Annotated in this window: 18 protein-coding genes; 11 read left to right on the forward strand and 7 right to left on the reverse strand. The window is 67.8% G+C overall.

Translation table 11 applies throughout. The annotated features are described in order from the left end of the window. The first annotated feature begins 17 nt into the window (after nucleotides 1-17). Nucleotides 18-695 carry a hypothetical protein gene (locus ACFE7K_RS08500; RefSeq protein WP_375397754.1) on the forward strand — a complete coding sequence of 226 codons (678 nt, stop codon included), beginning with the start codon at nucleotides 18-20 and terminating at the stop codon, nucleotides 693-695. Nucleotides 696-726: 31 nt separating this feature from the next. Here the strand turns inward: ACFE7K_RS08500 and ACFE7K_RS08505 are convergent, their stop codons facing one another. Both ACFE7K_RS08505 and ACFE7K_RS08510 read right to left on the reverse strand, forming a co-directional pair. After that, a complete protein-coding gene (locus tag ACFE7K_RS08505; RefSeq protein ID WP_375397755.1) occupies nucleotides 727-1074 on the reverse strand; it encodes a hypothetical protein in 348 nt (115 codons plus the stop codon). Nucleotides 1075-1101: 27 nt separating this feature from the next. Continuing rightward, a complete protein-coding gene (locus tag ACFE7K_RS08510) occupies nucleotides 1102-3030 on the reverse strand; it encodes a potassium transporter Kup (protein ID WP_375397756.1) in 1929 nt (642 codons plus the stop codon). A 119-nt stretch (nucleotides 3031-3149) separates the two neighbouring features. On the opposite strand from ACFE7K_RS08510, the gene pdeM reads away from it, so the two are divergent. Further along, a complete protein-coding gene (gene pdeM / locus ACFE7K_RS08515; RefSeq protein ID WP_375397757.1) occupies nucleotides 3150-3812 on the forward strand; it encodes a ligase-associated DNA damage response endonuclease PdeM in 663 nt (220 codons plus the stop codon). Nucleotides 3813-3819: 7 nt separating this feature from the next. On the opposite strand, the gene msrA is transcribed toward pdeM, so the two are convergent. The 3 genes from msrA to pabB form a co-directional block, all read right to left on the reverse strand. Beyond that, nucleotides 3820-4476 carry a peptide-methionine (S)-S-oxide reductase MsrA gene (gene msrA / locus ACFE7K_RS08520; RefSeq protein WP_375397758.1) on the reverse strand — a complete coding sequence of 219 codons (657 nt, stop codon included), beginning with the start codon at nucleotides 4474-4476 and terminating at the stop codon, nucleotides 3820-3822. A 124-nt stretch (nucleotides 4477-4600) separates the two neighbouring features. Beyond that, complete coding sequence (locus tag ACFE7K_RS08525) at nucleotides 4601-5800, reverse strand: pyridoxal phosphate-dependent aminotransferase (protein ID WP_375397759.1); 1200 nt, start codon at nucleotides 5798-5800, stop codon at nucleotides 4601-4603. Between the two features lie 27 nt (nucleotides 5801-5827). Further along, nucleotides 5828-7600, reverse strand: a complete 1773-nt coding sequence (pabB, locus tag ACFE7K_RS08530; RefSeq protein ID WP_375397760.1) for an aminodeoxychorismate synthase component I — start codon at nucleotides 7598-7600, stop codon at nucleotides 5828-5830. A 78-nt stretch (nucleotides 7601-7678) separates the two neighbouring features. On the opposite strand from pabB, the gene ACFE7K_RS08535 reads away from it, so the two are divergent. The 7 genes from ACFE7K_RS08535 to ACFE7K_RS08565 all read left to right on the forward strand — a co-directional run bounded on the left by ACFE7K_RS08535 (nucleotide 7679) and on the right by ACFE7K_RS08565 (nucleotide 12805). Beyond that, a complete protein-coding gene (locus ACFE7K_RS08535) occupies nucleotides 7679-8344 on the forward strand; it encodes an MBL fold metallo-hydrolase (protein WP_375397761.1) in 666 nt (221 codons plus the stop codon). A gap of 209 nt (nucleotides 8345-8553) precedes the next feature. Beyond that, a complete protein-coding gene (rpmF, locus tag ACFE7K_RS08540; RefSeq protein WP_375397762.1) occupies nucleotides 8554-8733 on the forward strand; it encodes a 50S ribosomal protein L32 in 180 nt (59 codons plus the stop codon). 24 nt (nucleotides 8734-8757) lie between these two features. Continuing rightward, the gene (gene plsX / locus ACFE7K_RS08545; protein ID WP_375397763.1) at nucleotides 8758-9804 is read left to right on the forward strand and encodes a phosphate acyltransferase PlsX; all 1047 of its coding nucleotides are present in this window, start codon (nucleotides 8758-8760) and stop codon (nucleotides 9802-9804) included. Then, entirely contained in the window at nucleotides 9801-10766 is a 966-nt protein-coding gene (locus tag ACFE7K_RS08550) for a beta-ketoacyl-ACP synthase III (protein ID WP_375397764.1), read from the forward strand. Before plsX ends, ACFE7K_RS08550 begins: the two co-directional genes overlap by 4 nt. 84 nt (nucleotides 10767-10850) lie before the next feature. After that, nucleotides 10851-11150, forward strand: coding sequence for an integration host factor subunit alpha (locus tag ACFE7K_RS08555; protein ID WP_375397765.1), 300 nt, complete (start codon nucleotides 10851-10853; stop codon nucleotides 11148-11150). Between the two features lie 8 nt (nucleotides 11151-11158). Then, complete coding sequence (locus tag ACFE7K_RS08560; RefSeq protein WP_375397766.1) at nucleotides 11159-11515, forward strand: MerR family transcriptional regulator; 357 nt, start codon at nucleotides 11159-11161, stop codon at nucleotides 11513-11515. Nucleotides 11516-11548: 33 nt separating this feature from the next. Then, nucleotides 11549-12805, forward strand: coding sequence for a spinster family MFS transporter (locus ACFE7K_RS08565; protein ID WP_375397767.1), 1257 nt, complete (start codon nucleotides 11549-11551; stop codon nucleotides 12803-12805). Nucleotides 12806-12814: 9 nt separating this feature from the next. Here ACFE7K_RS08565 and ACFE7K_RS08570 read toward each other — a convergent pair whose 3' ends face one another. Both ACFE7K_RS08570 and ACFE7K_RS08575 read right to left on the reverse strand, forming a co-directional pair. Then, nucleotides 12815-14344: a peptide chain release factor 3 gene (locus ACFE7K_RS08570; protein WP_375397768.1), complete on the reverse strand. Its 1530-nt coding sequence runs from the start codon at nucleotides 14342-14344 to the stop codon at nucleotides 12815-12817. Between the two features lie 73 nt (nucleotides 14345-14417). Then, on the reverse strand, nucleotides 14418-14873 hold the full coding sequence (locus tag ACFE7K_RS08575; RefSeq protein ID WP_375397769.1) for a hypothetical protein: 456 nt from the start codon (nucleotides 14871-14873) through the stop codon (nucleotides 14418-14420). Between the two features lie 149 nt (nucleotides 14874-15022). Here ACFE7K_RS08575 and groES point away from each other — a divergent pair, with 149 nt between their 5' ends. Both groES and ACFE7K_RS08585 read left to right on the forward strand, forming a co-directional pair. Then, nucleotides 15023-15310: a co-chaperone GroES gene (gene groES, locus ACFE7K_RS08580; RefSeq protein WP_375397770.1), complete on the forward strand. Its 288-nt coding sequence runs from the start codon at nucleotides 15023-15025 to the stop codon at nucleotides 15308-15310. A gap of 71 nt (nucleotides 15311-15381) precedes the next feature. Beyond that, a partial coding sequence (locus ACFE7K_RS08585; RefSeq protein ID WP_375397771.1) for a TCP-1/cpn60 chaperonin family protein occupies nucleotides 15382-15577 on the forward strand: 196 nt, incomplete at its 3' end.

Below are 15577 nucleotides of genomic sequence, written 5' to 3' on the forward strand. Positions count from 1 at the left end.
GATCTCAGGGAATTGCCATGCTCCATCGGATCGTCGCCGCGTTTGCCATCGTCGTCGTCGCCACCCCCCTCGGGGCGACCACGCCACGCGAAAACCTGGTGCAGGTGGCGTTCTACCCGCAGGACCGGACCCAGGCGCTGGTGGCGATCGGCCAGATCGAGGCTGATACGCGCGCGACGCTCCAGCGCGCGCCGGGTGACCGTGAGGCGCGGATGGTCAATGCCATGGCCACCAGCTATCGCGCCAAGCTGGCCAACAACCGCGCCGATGCGATCGCCGCGCGATCGATGTTCGAGGCCTTGGTGGCCAGCAACCCCCGCGATCCGGAGGCGCAGGTCGCGCTGGGCGGCTGGCACGTCAGCAGCGTCGTGGCGCTGGGCGGACTGATCGCGCGGGGCGCGCTGGGCGCGCGCAAGTCGACCGGATTGGAGGCGCTCGACGCCGCGGTCCGCCTGGGCGGCGGGCGGGCGGCCTTTTCCGCCATCGCCGGCCTGCTCAGGCTCCAGCTTGACGGCGGCGATCCGCGCGCCGCGCAGCTGATCGAGGCGGGCGCGTGCGGTGCCACCCCGACGATGCTCGACCGGCTGATGCAGCGCAACGCGCAGCGCATGGCCGCCATCCTGAAGCGCGGCGACAAGGCGCAGATCCGTCGCGCCGCGTCGCAGCTGATGCCGCTGGGCCAGCTCAATGCCTGATTCGCGGCCGCCGACGAGAGGGCGCCGGACGCTATTTCTGCAAGGCGTTGCCGACGGAGACCAGTTTCAATCCCGCATTCTGCAGGTCGACCGCGCAGCGCCTGGTTTCGTCGGTCAGCACGGGAGTCAGCGCAGGCATGACGCGCCGCATCGCCGCTTCGAGGTCGATTTGCGGGTTTCGGCCGAGTAGCTTGCCGGTGAAGTAGATCGCGCCGATCTTGCCCGCCTCGATCGCCTTGGCGGCGTTGGGATCGGCGCTGCCGGCATCGGGCTTGCGGGCCGCGACGAGCGCGAACGCCGCGAGACATCGCGAATCGGCATCCTCCGCCGTCATGTCGACAGCAGGCGAGGCGAGCATCAGGGCAAGGATCGTCAGCATTGATCGTGGTTCCTCAGGGAATGGGTATCAGACGGTGACCTGTTCGCCGAGTTCGAGCACCTTGCCCGGGGGAATGCGCAGGAAGTCGGTGGGGTCGCTGGCATTGCGCTGCAGGAACATGAAGATGCGATCCTGCCATAACGGCATGCCGATTTCGGCATCGGGCTTCAAGGTATTGCGGCCGATGAAATAGGAGGCGCGCATCGGTGTCATGGCAAGCTCGCCGCGCCCGGCGGCGGTCGCCAGGTCGCGCGGCACGTCGGGGGATTCCATGAAGCCGTAGCGCAGGATCACGCTGGTGAAATTGTCGTCGATCCGGGTGACGCGCACGCGCTGCTCGTCGGCCACCACCGGATGGTCGGTGGTGCGGATCGATACGATCAGGTTGGCCGCGTGGAGCACCTTGTTGTGCTTCAGGTTGTGGAGCAGCGCGCCCGGTGCCGCGTCGGGATTGGCGGTCAGGAAGATCGCCGTGCCCTCGACACGTTCGGGCGGACGCCGCGCCAGCGCTGCGGCCAGATCGGCCAGCGGCACGCTCTGCCGCCGCTCGAACGCCTTGACGATGCCGCGCCCGCGCACCCATGTCGCGATCAGGAGGCCGATCATCGCCGCCACCACCAGCGGCACCCAGCCGCCCTCGACCACGCGCAGGATGTTCGCGCCGAAGAACACCAGGTCGAGCGCCAGGAACGGCGCGATGATCGCGATCGACGCCGCGCGCCCCCAGTTCCAGTGATGCCGCACGACGATATAGGCCAGGCAGGTGGTGACCACCATCGTGCCGGTGACGGCGATGCCGTAGGCGGCGGCCATCGCCGACGAGGTACGGAACTGCACGACCAGCACGAGCACCCCGGCCAGCAGCAGCCAGTTGATCGACGGCAGATAGATCTGGCCCGAAAAGTCGGCCGAGGTCTGGCGCGCGCGCATCCGGGGGAGCAGTCCGAGCTGGACCGCCTGCTGGGTCAGCGAGAACGCCCCGGTGATCACCGCCTGGCTGGCGATGATCGTCGCCAGCGTCGCCAGCACGACCAGCGGCACGCGCACGGCGGGCGGGGTCATCAGGAAGAACCAGTCGGCATTGGCGAACGGCGTGCCGGTCCGTGCCGCCAGTTCGAGCTGGCCCAGCGCGAACGCGCCCTGCCCGAAATAGTTGAGCGCCAGTGCCGGAAAGACCAGGCAGAACCACCCCACGCGGATCGGCCGGATGCCGAAATGGCCCATGTCGGCGGTCAGCGCCTCCGCCCCCGTCACCGTCAGGAAGACCGCGCCCAGGACGAACAGCCCCGGCACGCTGTGGGTTGCCAGGAAGTATAGCGCAAAGGCGGGGTTGATCGCCGCGAGGATGCCGGGCTCGTCGGCGATGTGCCACAGGCCCAGCCCGCCGATGGTCAGGAACCACAGGATGCAGATCGGCCCGAACATCCTGGCGACGCTGGCGGTGCCGCGCGACTGGATGATGAACAGGCCGACCAGGATGACGATGGTCAGGGTAATGATCGTATGCTCGCCGATCGCGCCGGCCGCGCCCGGGATCGTCCGCAGGCCTTCGACCGCCGACAGCACCGACAGCGCCGGGGTGATGATCGCGTCGCCGTAGAACAGCGCCGCGCCTGCTGCGCCGAGCACCAAGGCGGTGCGCGACCGCCAGCCGAGCGCGCGCCGCGCCAGCGCGGTCAAGGCGAGGACGCCGCCTTCTCCCTGATTGTCGGCGCGCATCAGGAACACGACATATTTGATCGTAACGACCAGGATCAGCGACCAGATCGCCAGGCTGAGCACGCCGACGATCTCGCCGGCGACGATGCCGTCGGCCGCCGTCTGCGCCAGTGCCTCGCGAAACGCGTACAGCGGGCTGGTGCCGATGTCGCCGAACACCACGCCGATCGCGCCGATCGTCAGGGCGAGCGTCGCGGGATGCGGCCGGGCATCGGGGCCGGGTGGATCGGAAGACATCGTCGATGGGCCTGTCGCGAAGGACGGCGCGCTTTACGCCTGTGCACGTCCCATGCAAGCCTTTTCGCGGTAACGCCGCAAGCCGTTGATCGGCGGGCCGAAGCCGGGCATAGCAGGGCATGGTTCCCTTTTCGTTCGCCGGGCACGACATGGTCGCGATGCCGCAAGGGGCGCTGTACTGGCCGGCGCGCCGGGCGCTGATCCTGGCCGACCTGCATCTGGAAAAGGCAAGCTGGTTCGCCGGGTTCGGCCAGATGCTCCCGCCTTACGACAGCGCGGCGACGCTCGGCGAGATCGAGACGCTGCTGAGGGCGATCGCGGTGCGCGAGGTCTGGTGCCTGGGCGACAGCTTCCACGATGCGCAAGGATGCGAGCGGCTGCCGGCCGCCGAGCAGGCGCGGTTGCGCGTATTGACGGCGGCGCATCGCTGGGTGTGGATCGCCGGCAACCACGACCGGCGGCTGAGCGGTCATTGCGGCGGCGACATCGTCGACCAGGCGGAGGTTGACGGGCTGGTCCTGCGGCACGAGGCCGATCGTGCCGATCCGCGGCCGGAATTGTCGGGCCATTTCCATCCCAAGCTGCGCATTCGCGTACGGGGCCGGCAGGTCGCCCGGCGATGCTTCGTGGCGACCGCGACCAAGCTGGTGCTGCCCGCCTTCGGTGCGCTGACCGGCGGGCTCGACGCGCATCACCCGGAGATCGTGCGCGCGGTCGGCGGGCATGCCGAGGCGCTGGTGCCGCTGGCTGACCGGATGCTGCGCTTTCCGCTGGCCGCGTAGCCGGCGGCTATTTGGCCAGCTTGGGGAAGGCCGCGCGGAACGCGGCGACCTTGGGCTTGTCCCACATCACGATATAAGGATGCGCCGGATTGCGATCGAAGAAATGCTGGTGATATTCCTCCGCCGCAAAGAAGCTGCCGGTTTCGATCCTGGTCACGATCGGGCGCGCATAGGCCTTGTCCGCGGATAGCTGCGCGATATAGGCGATGGCAGTTGCCCGCTGCGCCGGACTGAGCGGAAAGATCGCCGAGCGATAGCTGGGGCCGCTATCGGGTCCCTGGCGATTGAGCTGGGTCGGGTCATGCGCGATCGAGAAATAGACGCGCAGCAGCGTGCCGTAGCTCACGACGCGCGGATCGTACTGGATGCGCACCGCCTCGGCATGGCCGGTGGTCTCGGTCGAAACCTGGTCATAGGTGGCCGTTGCGGCGCTGCCCCCGGCATAGCCGGCGGTGACCGCGGTCACGCCCTTCACGCGCTCGAACACCGCCTCCATGCCCCAGAAGCACCCCCCCGCGAAGATCGCCATGCTGGGCCTGGCGGCGGCGGGAACGTCCTTGGCGGGAACGGGGATCGGCACCGCGCGCTCGGCGCTGGCCGTGCTGCCGACCAGCACCAGGCCAAGGGCGGCGGCGGCGAGCAGGGGGAGGGTGAGTTTCATCATGTCGTGGATATAGGGCGCGCGGAGAGCGCAACCAAGCCGGGTCAGTGCTGTACGTGCGCGATGGGCGCGGTCGCGTGCATCGGCGCGGCACCCGCCGGATGCAGCGTCAGCAGGGTGAGGCCGATCAGCGCAGCGCGCCGCAGGCGGTCTGGATGCGCTCGCATGCCGTGCGCAGCAGATCGTCGGCGGTCGCGTAGCTGATTCGCATCGCCGGCGACAGGCCGAACGCCGCGCCCTGTACCGCCGCTACCCTGGCATCGTCGAGCAGATAGGCGATGAAATCCTCGTCGGTCGCGATCGTCTTTCCGCCCGGCGTGGTCTTGCCGATCAGCGCGGAGAATTCGGGATAGACGTAGAACGCGCCCTCCGGCCGGGGACAGGTGATGCCGGTCGCCTGGTTGAGCATCGACACGACCAGGTCGCGGCGGCGCTGGAACAAGGCGGCATGGTCCTTCAGGAACGCCTGGTCGGCGGTCAATGCCACGACGCCGGCGGCCTGGGCGATCGAGCAGGGGTTGCTGGTGGATTGCGATTGCAGCTTTGCCATCGCCTTGATCAGCCAGCGCGCGCCGCCGGCAAAGCCGATCCGCCAGCCGGTCATCGCATAGGCCTTGGAACAGCCGTTGGCGGTCAGCGTGCGATCGTGGAGCGACGGGCAGACCTGGGCGATTGTGGTGAAATGGAAGTCGTCGAACACGATATGCTCGTACATGTCGTCGGCAAATATCCAAACGTGCGGATATCGCTCCAGCACCGCCCCCAGCGCCTTCAATTCGGCCTCGCCATAAGCGGCGCCGGTCGGGTTGGAGGGCGAATTGAGGATCAGCCACCTGGTCCTAGGCGTGATCGCCGCCTCCAGCTGATCGGGCTTCAGCTTGTATCCCTGGTCCGCGCCGGCCCTGACGAACACCGGCGTTCCGCCGGCGTACAGGACGACGTCCGGATAGCTGACCCAATAGGGCGCGGGCACGATCACCTCGTCGCCCGGATCGAGCGTCGCGGCCATCGCATTGAACAGCGTGTGCTTGCCGCCCGCATTGATCGTGATCTGGTCGAGCGCATAGTCCAGCGCATTGTCACGCCGGAACTTCAGCCGGACGGCTTCCTTCAGCTCGGGGGTGCCGTCAACATTGGTGTATTTGGTTCGGCCGTCGCGGATCGCCTTGATCCCGGCTTCCTTGATGAAGTCGGGGGTGTCGAAATCGGGTTCGCCGGCGCCCAGCCCGATCACGTCGACCCCGGCGCGCTGCATCTCCTGGACGCGGGTGGTGATCGCCAGCGTGGCCGACGGCTTGATCCGGTTGAGCGCGGCGGAGGCGTGCATGATGGTCCCTTCGGTCGTGCGCTATAGTCAGCGCACCGCCGGCTCGGCAACCGCCAGCTGCGCCGGCATCAACCCGCGCAACGCATTGCCGAGCAGGAAACCGCCGGTAAGGTCAAGGCGCGTCAGGGGCGCCTCGACGGCTCGGCCTCGTTCGATCAGCGCGGCGCGGAGCACGCCGGGAAGCAGGCCCGCGGCGAGCGGTGGCGTGAGCAATCGTCCGTCACGCTCGACGAACAGCGAGGTGAAGCTTCCTTCGGTCAGCTGACCGTCGGCCTCGAACAGCACCTCCGCCGTGCCCGCCCTCGCGCGGGCCTCGTCATAGAAATGCCGGTCGCTGGTCTTGTGGCGCAGGCGGATATCGGCGCGTGCGACGGGCAGCGCGACCACCGCCACCGCCATCGCGGATGTCATCGGGGGCGGCATCGGCGACACCTCGATCGCGACCGCCCCCGATCGCGCGAGCACCAGCCGCAGCCGGGCCGGCTCACGCAGGCGGAAGGTCGCCGCCTGCAACTCGTTGCGCGCGTCATGCCGGTCGAACGCGAACCCCAGTGCCTTCGCGCTAGCCCTCATCCGCGCGAGATGATGGTGGAGCAGCGCAATGCCGTCCAGCGGTTCGAACGCCATCGTCTCGATCAGGTCGAAGCCGCGCGCCGGCGGATCGGCGAAGGCGGCCTTGGCCAGCGCCTCGTCAAATTCCGCGTCGGCGGTCGAATCGGCGACGATGCCGCCGCCGACGCCCATCGTCGCATGTTCATCGCCCCCCTGGATCACCAGCGTGCGGATCGCGACGTTGAACATCGCGCCGGCCTGGTCGATCCGCCCGATCGCGCCGGTATAGATGCCGCGTGGAGACGGCTCGACCTGGGCGATAATCTCGCGCGCGCGCTGCTTCGGCGCGCCGGTGATCGATCCGCAGGGAAACAAGGCGCGCAGCACGTCGACGGCGTCGCGGCCCTCGGCCAAGTCGGCGGTGATGGTCGACACCATCTGATGCACCGTCGGATAGCTCTCCACCCGGTACAGTTCGGGGACGGCCACGCTGCCCGGTCGCGCCACCTGAGCCAGGTCGTTGCGCATCAGGTCGACGATCATCAGGTTCTCGGCGCGCTCCTTGGCATCGCCCGCCAGCCGCCCGGCCGCCCGCGCATCCTCGACCGGTGTCTCGCCCCGCCGCGCGGTGCCCTTCATCGGCCGCGTCGTGATGCGCCCGCCATCGATCGCGAAAAACAGCTCGGGCGAGCAGGACAGGATGGTGTCGTGCCCGTCATGCACCACCGCGCTCCAGCCGGCGCGCGACCGTTCGCGCAGCCGCGCATAAAGCGACAGCGGATCGCCCAGGAACGGCAGGGTCAGGCGAAAGGTCAGATTGGCCTGATAGATGTCACCGGCGCGGATCAGCTCGATCACCTGGGCAAACGCCGCATCATAGTCGGTGCGCTCGATGATGGCGGCGGGCGGCCATGACCAGGCGCCGGCGGGGTCGGGCAGGCGGCCGGGCAGGTCCTCCGGCGCGATCCGCTTATGATCCTCGAACAGCCCAAACCACAGCAGCGCGCCCGTCGGGTTCTTGTCCCCCACGGCCCGCGGCGCCAGGGCATTGCCCGCCTCGAAGGTGAGATAGCCGGCCGCCTGGAGACCGTCGCGGATCGCCACGCGGAGCCGGTCGAGCGCCGCCTCGACCTCGCTCGGGTCGTGACAGCTGATCGTGTCCACCGGCCGCCGGTACAATCGCGCCGGCGCCGCGCCGGTTTCCCGCGCATCGTCGAGCAGCACGAAAGGCGCATCGAGCGTGATCACGCGCCCAGATGCCCGCGCGGCAGGCAGTAGGGCAAGCCCCCGCTTGCCGCCCCGCTGCCTGCATCCTACGTCGGAAACATGGCCGATGCTCCTGCTCCGTCGCTCCGCGCGGCGATCATCCCCGTCACGCCGCTCCAGCAGAATTGCACGCTGCTATGGTGCACGGCGACGATGCGCGGTGCGTTCGTCGATCCGGGCGGCGACCTGCCCCGTCTTCGCGCGGCGATGGCCCGGCACGGCGTCACGATCGAGAAGATCCTGCTTACCCATGGCCATATCGACCATTGCGGCGAAGCCGGCATCCTGGCGCGCGAGCTGGGCGTGCCGATCGAGGGCCCGCACGAGGCGGATCGGTTCTGGATCGCCCGGCTGGGGGAAGACGGCAGGCAATGGGGGTTGCGCGGCGAGCCGTTCGAGCCCGACCGCTGGCTCGATCAGGGCGACCATGTGACGGTCGGCGACCTCGATCTGGCCGTGCACTTCACCCCCGGGCACACGCCGGGGCACGTCGTGTTCCACCATCCGCCCTCGACGCTGGCGATCGTCGGCGATGTGCTGTTCCAGGGATCCGTCGGTCGCACCGACTTTCCGCTGAGCGACCCTGCCACGCTGATCGAATCGATCGTCACCCGGTTGTGGCCGATGGGCGACGACACGATCTTTCTTCCCGGACATGGCGAGCCGAGCACCTTCGGGCAGGAACGCGCGACCAATCCGTTTGTCGCCGACCGCCTATTGTCATAGCCGTGGTCAGGCCTCGTGGGTGCTTCGATCATCCGGCTTCGCACCGGCGCGTCCGGGTTGCAACCGCGCGGCAAATCGGTATAGGCGCAACGCTTCGCGATGCATCCCGCCGCTTTCGGCCCTGCCGCGGCCGCATCGGCGGTTGCGCGGGGCGTGCGCCGGGCCTAGTCGCGCCGACAAGATAGCAGACGATAAAGGTTTTCGCCGCAATGGCCGTTCCCAAGAGAAAGACTTCGCCCTCCCGCCGCGGCATGCGCCGGGCGCATGATTCGCTTTCGGTCGAATCCTTTCAGGAATGCCCGAATTGCGGCGAGCTGAAACGGCCGCACAATCTGTGCAACGCGTGCGGCTATTATAACGGCCGCGAGATCGTTTCGGTCGAAGGCTGACCGACACCCGAGGGGGATCGCCAGGTGACCGACAGTTCCTGGATCGCCGTCGATGCGATGGGCGGTGACGAAGGGCTGGCGGTGATGTTGGCGGGCGTTGCCCAGGCGGGGCGGCGGTTCGACGGCATCCGCTTCCTGCTGGTCGGCGACGAGGCGGCGATCCGCGCCGGGCTGAAGGCGCATGCCAGCCTGTCGGCAACCTCCGACGTGGTCCACGCGCCCGACGTGATCTCGGGCGACGACAGGCCTAGCCAGGCGCTGCGCCGCGCCAAGACCACATCGATGGGGCTGGCGATCGATCTGGTGAAGCAGGGCCGCGCGGCCGCCGCCGTTTCGTCGGGCAATACGGGCGCGTTGATGGCGATGGCCAAGCTCAGCCTGCGTACGATGCCGGGAATCGACCGGCCGGCGCTTGCCGGGCTGATGCCGACGCTGGGCGACAACGACACGGTAGTGCTCGATCTGGGCGCCAATACCGAATGCGACAGCCGCAACCTGATCCAGTTCGCGGTGATGGGCGCGGCCTATGCGCGCACCACGCTCGAACTGGCGTCGCCGCGCGTCGCCTTGCTCAATATCGGCACCGAGGACATGAAGGGCACCGGCGAGATCCGCGATGCCGCCCAGGCGCTGAAGGAAGCGACCCACCTGCCGATGAGCTTTGTCGGCTTTGTCGAGGGCGACAAGCTGTCGCGCGGCCATGTCGACGTGATCGTCTGCGACGGCTTTTCGGGTAATATCGCGCTCAAGACCGCCGAAGGGACCGCGCGGTTCGTCGCCGACCTGCTGCGGCGCGCCTTTTCCAGTTCCGCGCGGTCGAAGATCGGTTTCCTGATATCGCGGCCGGCGACCGAATTGCTGCGCCATCACCTCGATCCCAACAATCACAATGGCGCGGTCTTCCTGGGCCTCAACGGTTTGGTGGTGAAGAGCCATGGCAGCGCCAACGAGGCCGGCGTCGCCAATGCGATCGCCGTTGCCGTCAAGATGGTCCGCGACGACCTGACCCGCCGGATCATGGACGATCTGCGTCATTTCGAGGCCCATGTGCCGGCGGACGAGGTGGCATGATCCGATCGGTGATCACCGGCACCGGATCGGCGCTGCCCGTCCGGCGGGTGTCCAATGCCGAACTGGCCGAGACCGTCGACACCAGCGACGACTGGATCGTCGAGCGCACCGGCATCCGCTTTCGCCACTTGGCCGGCCCTGACGAGACGACCGGGACGCTGGCCGCCGATGCCGCGCGCCGGGCACTGGCGGCGGCGGGATGCGCGGCGGGCGAGATCGACCTGATCGTGCTCGCCACCGCCACCCCCGACCAGACCTTTCCGGCGACCGCGACCAAGGTCCAGGCGTTGCTAGGAATTGACGATTGCGTGGCGTTCGACGTCGCCGCGGTGTGCTCGGGCTTCCTCTATGCGCTGCAGGTCGCCGACAGCATGATCCGCACCGGCGCGCATGCCCGCGCGCTGGTGATCGGCGCGGAAACGTTCAGCCGCATCCTCGACTGGCAGGATCGCACGACCTGCGTCCTGTTCGGCGACGGCGCCGGCGCGATCGTGATCGAGGCGCGGGATAGCGGTGAAGAAGGCCCCGGCATTATCGCGATCAAGCTCCACGCCGACGGCCGCCACAACCAGTTGCTCTATGTCGATGGCGGCCCGTCGACCACCGGGACGGTCGGGCTCTTGAGGATGAAGGGCGGCGAGGTTTTCCGCCATGCGGTGACCAACCTGGCGGCCGTATTGGAGGAGACGCTGGTGATTGCGGGCCTGACCTCGGCCGATATCGACTGGGTCGTGCCGCACCAGGCCAACAAGCGCATCCTCGATGCGACGGCGCGCAAGCTGGGGCTTCCGGCCGAAAAGGTCATCGTGACGGTCGACCAGCATGCCAACACCTCCGCCGCCTCGGTTCCGCTCGCGCTGGACGTCGCGATCCGCGACCAGCGCATAATGCCCGGCCAGCTTATCGTGCTGGAGGCAATGGGCGGCGGCTTCACCTGGGGTGCGGCGGTCGTCCGTACATAACGTAACGTATACGTAATCAGCCCCTTTTACTGCTTCCCATCATTATGTTAGCAGGTAGCGGGGCCAAGAAGGGGACAGGCGGGGATGGGGAATGCAGGAACATTGACGCGCGCCGACCTGGCTGACGCGATCCAGCGCGAGGTCGGTTTGTCGCGTGCGGATTCGTCCAAGCTGGTCGAGGAAATCCTCCATCACATCTGCGAGGCCCTGTCGACCGGCGAGAACGTCAAGATCTCCGGCTTCGGCACCTTCGTGCTACGTGACAAGGGCGAACGCGTCGGGCGCAATCCGAAGACCGGCGTGGAAGTGCCGATCGCGCCGCGCCGGGTGCTGACGTTCCGCGCCAGCCAGATGATGCGCGAACGCATCGTCGGCGGCGGCTGAGCGGCGGCATGACCATGCCCGACAAGGCGGCGGGCGCATATCGCACGATCGGCGAAGTGTCGCGCGACACGGGCCTGCCCCAGCACATCCTGCGGTACTGGGAATCGCGCTTTGCCCAGCTCCGCCCGCTGCAGCGCGCCGGTAACCGGCGCTATTATCGGCCCGGCGACGTCGCTTTGGTGCGGCGGATCGACATCCTGCTCAATCAGCAAGGCTATACCATCCGCGGCGTCCAGAAGCTGCTCGCCGCGGAGCAGCCCGAACCGGCGCCGGCGGCCGCCGACGCCGCGCCCGCCGCGATCAATCTCGGGCAATTGGTGGCGATCCGGGACACGCTCGCCAGGGCGCTCGCGCAGGACCGCTGACGCACTGGACTTTCGCACCGGGGAGACGACGCGATGGCGACGACATGGAGCGGCTATCGCGGGCTGGTGCTGGCGATGCTGCTGCTGGTCTACAGCTTCAACTTCCTCGACCGGCAGATCCTCGGCATCCTGGCGCCGGCGATCAAGCTCGACCTGCATCTCAGCAATACCCAACTCGGCCTGCTCGGCGGGACCGCCTTTGCCCTGCTTTATTCGACATTGGGCGTGCCGCTGGCGCTGATCGCGGATCGCACCAGCCGCGCCTGGGTGATCACCGCCAGCCTGGCGGTGTGGAGCGGCTTTACCGCTCTGTGCGGCACCGCCACGGGCTTTGGCCAGCTGTTCGCGTTCCGGCTTGGCGTCGGCGTCGGCGAAGCGGGCGGCGTGGCGCCGTCGCATGCGCTGATCGCCGACTATTTTCCGCCGGATCGCCGCGCGCGCGCGCTCGCCATCTATGCATTGGGGATACCGATCGGGCTGGCGGCGGGGACGTTGCTGGGCGCCTATCTTGCCACGCACGTCGACTGGCGGGCGGCATTCATCGTGGTCGGCCTGGCCGGCATGGCGGTGGCGCCGATCTTTTGCCTGATCGTCAAGGATCCGGTGCGGCGCGTGCCGGGACCCGTTCGGTCACCAATCGGCGCGGTGTTCGCGATCCTGGCGCGAAAGCCCAGCTTCTGGCTGCTGTCGCTCGCCGCGTCGATGAGCAGCATGGCGGGCTATGGCATCGCGTTCTGGCTGCCGTCGGTGGTGAAGCTCGCTCATCATCTCGATCTTGCCGCCACCTCCTACTTCGTCGGCTCTTTGTTGCTGGTCGGGGGGACCAGCGGGGTGTTCGCGGGCGGCGTGCTGGCCGATCGGCTGGGCCGGGCGGATCGCGGCGCCTATGCGCGGGTCCCCGCGCTGGCATGGCTGGTGTCGATGCCCTTGCTGGCGGCGGGATTGTGGGTCGACTCTCCGGTCGCGGCGTGGCTGCTGCTGCTGCTGCCCAATGCGCTCAGCCTGTTGTGGCTGGGACCGGTGACGACCGCCATCCAGCATCTGGTGCCATCGCCGATGCGCGCGACCGCCTCGGCCAGCTTCCTGTTGATCAACAATCTGATCGGGCTCGGGCTGGGGTCGTGGGTGATGGGTGCGCTGGCGGACCATCTGGCGCCGCTGCTGGGCGACCAGGCGTTGCGCTATGCAGCGATCGCGGCGGTCGGCCTCTATGCCGGGGCGGTAGTGCTGGCATGGCTGGCGATCGGGCCGCTGCGCCGCGACTGGGTGGACGAAGCCGCAACCGCGTGAGTGCCCTGGTCACCGTTCGCGCGTCGCGGCGAATTTTACCTTGGGATAGCGGTCCGCGACATAGCCGACATCCCAGGCGGTCTTTGCCAGGTAGACCGGGTTGCCGTCGCGGTCCCTGGCCATCGCCGAGCGGTTGAGGTCGGCAAAGGCCTTGAGGTCGGCTGGATCGTCGGATGAGATCCAGCGCGCGGTGTCGAACGGCGCCGTTTCCAGCCCGGCGGCAACCTTGTACTCCGCCTCCAGCCGGCTGATCAGCACCTCCAGCTGCAATTGCCCGACGACCCCTACGATCCAGTTCGCGCCGATCTCGGGATAGAAGACCTGGGTCACGCCCTCCTCGGCCATGTCGTCGAGCGCCTTGCGCAACTGCTTGGTCTTGGTCGGGTCCTTGAGCTGGACGCGGCGCAGGATTTCGGGCGCGAAATTGGGCAGGCCGGTGAAACGGACGTCGGCATGTTCGGACAGCGTATCGCCGACCCGCAGCGTGCCGTGATTGGGGATGCCGATGATGTCGCCCGGAAACGCCTCGTCGGCGACCTCGCGGTCGCGCGCGAAGAACAGGATCGGCGAGTGGATCGCGATCGGCTTGCCGCTGCCCGACGGCGTCAGCTTCATGCCGCGCCTGAACGTTCCCGAACACAGCCGCATGAACGCGATACGGTCGCGGTGCTGCGGGTCCATGTTCGCTTGGACCTTGAACACGAAGCCGGTGACTTGCGGCGCGTCGGGCGATACCGGGGCGGGCTCGGCCGGCTGGGGACGGGGGCTCGGGGCGTAATCGGCGAGCGCGGCGATCAGCTCGGCCACGCCGAAATCCTTGAGCGCCGACCCGAAATAGACCGGCGTCAGGTCGCCCGCGCGATAGGCGTCGCCGTCGAACGCGGCATAGCCAGCCTGGGCCAGCTCGACCTCCTCGGCGACGTCGTCGGGCAGGACGGGGTCGATGTCGACCTTGCCGAGGAACGCCCGGCTGTCGCCCTCGGGCCGGCTGACCTGGTTGCTCGCCAGGTCGAGCACGCCCTGGAAGGTGCCGCCCATCCCCACCGGCCAGCTCATCGGGCAGACGTCGAGCGCGAGCGTTTCGGCGATCTCGTCGAGCAGGTCGAACGCGCCGCGCCCCTCGCGGTCGACCTTGTTGATGAAGGTGATGATCGGCACCGAGCGCAGCCGGCAGACCTCGAACAGCTTCCTCGTCTGCGCCTCGATGCCGCGCGCCGCGTCGATCACCATCACCGCTGAATCGACCGCGGTCAGCGTGCGATAGGTATCCTCGCTGAAATCCTCATGCCCGGGCGTGTCGAGCAGGTTGAAGGTCACGCCTTCGCGCTCGAACGTCATCACCGACGAGGTCACCGAAATGCCGCGCTGCTGCTCGATCTTCATCCAGTCCGACCGCGCGCGGCGGTTTGCCCCGCGCGCCTTGACCTCTCCCGCCAAATGGATCGCGCCGCCGAAATAAAGCAGCTTTTCGGTCAGCGTGGTCTTGCCGGCATCGGGGTGGCTGATGATCGCAAAGGTACGGCGGGGGGAAATCGTCATGTCGCGCTCCCCCCTTTAGGAGTCCTGCCGGGTAAAGTCACTAAAGGTCACACAATGCTCGTGCGTGAGGGCGTCAGGCGGCGAACGGCACCGGGTATTGCTCGTCGTCATCGTTGACTGGCGGCGACGCCGCGCGGCGGGCGCGGCGGCGACGCGGGGCGCGGCGGATCGGCCGCGTCCGGGCGGCGATCCACGCGGTGACCGCGCGGACCCGTATTGTGCTTGCCGCGACCAGCGCGACCAATGTCAGGTCGAGCAGGGCGGACAGGTCGATCGCTGCCGCCATCCCCATCACCTCGGGCCAGCCCATGATCACCAGCATCCGCCCGTCATCCTCGAGCAGCCAGACGATCCCCGCGGTCGCCGTCAACAACAGGATCGCCAGCAGCATCTGCCCCCGGTTGATCCGCGACAGCCGCCCGGCAGGCCAGGCGACCAGTATGCGGTGGAGCATGCGGCCGATCGGCGTACCGTCCGCCATCGCCATCGCCATCGCCAGCCATAGGCCGAGTGATATTCCGGTCAGCATCCGATTCCTCCGACTTTCACCACGGATTGTCCTCAGGTAGCAGCCGTGGCGGTTGACGAACCCCGACCCCGCGCTCATATGCGCATCGCTGGCACTCGTACATTTCGAGTGCCAAGGCAATTCATCACCTTTGAAAAGGGACAGTGCACATGAATTTTCGTCCGTTGCACGACCGTGTCCTCGTCCGCCGTGTCGAGGCGGAAGAGAAGACGGCCGGGGGGATCATCATCCCCGATACCGCCAAGGAAAAGCCCCAGGAGGGCGAGGTAGTCGCCGCCGGCACGGGCCTCAAGTCCGAAGAAGGCAAGATCACCCCGCTCGACGTCAAGGCCGGCGACCGTATCCTGTTCGGCAAATGGTCGGGCACCGAGGTCAAGGTCAATGGCGAAGACCTGCTGATCATGAAGGAATCCGACATCCTGGGGATCGTTGGCTGACTTCACCCGAATTTTTCCTACCCATATGCGCGAACTTAACAAAGTTTGCCCAAATTTGAGGACAAGCCACCATGGCAGCTAAAGACGTTAAATTCAGCCGCGACGCGCGCGAGCGCATCCTGCGCGGCGTCGATATCCTCGCCGACGCGGTAAAGGTCACGCTGGGACCGAAGGGCCGCAACGTCGTGATCGAGAAGAGCTTCGGTGCGCCCCGCATCACCAAGGACGGCGTCACCGTCGCCAAGGAGATCGAGCTCAAGGACAAGT

The organism is uncultured Sphingomonas sp., from assembly GCF_964244265.1.
Classification (GTDB): domain Bacteria; phylum Pseudomonadota; class Alphaproteobacteria; order Sphingomonadales; family Sphingomonadaceae; genus Sphingomonas.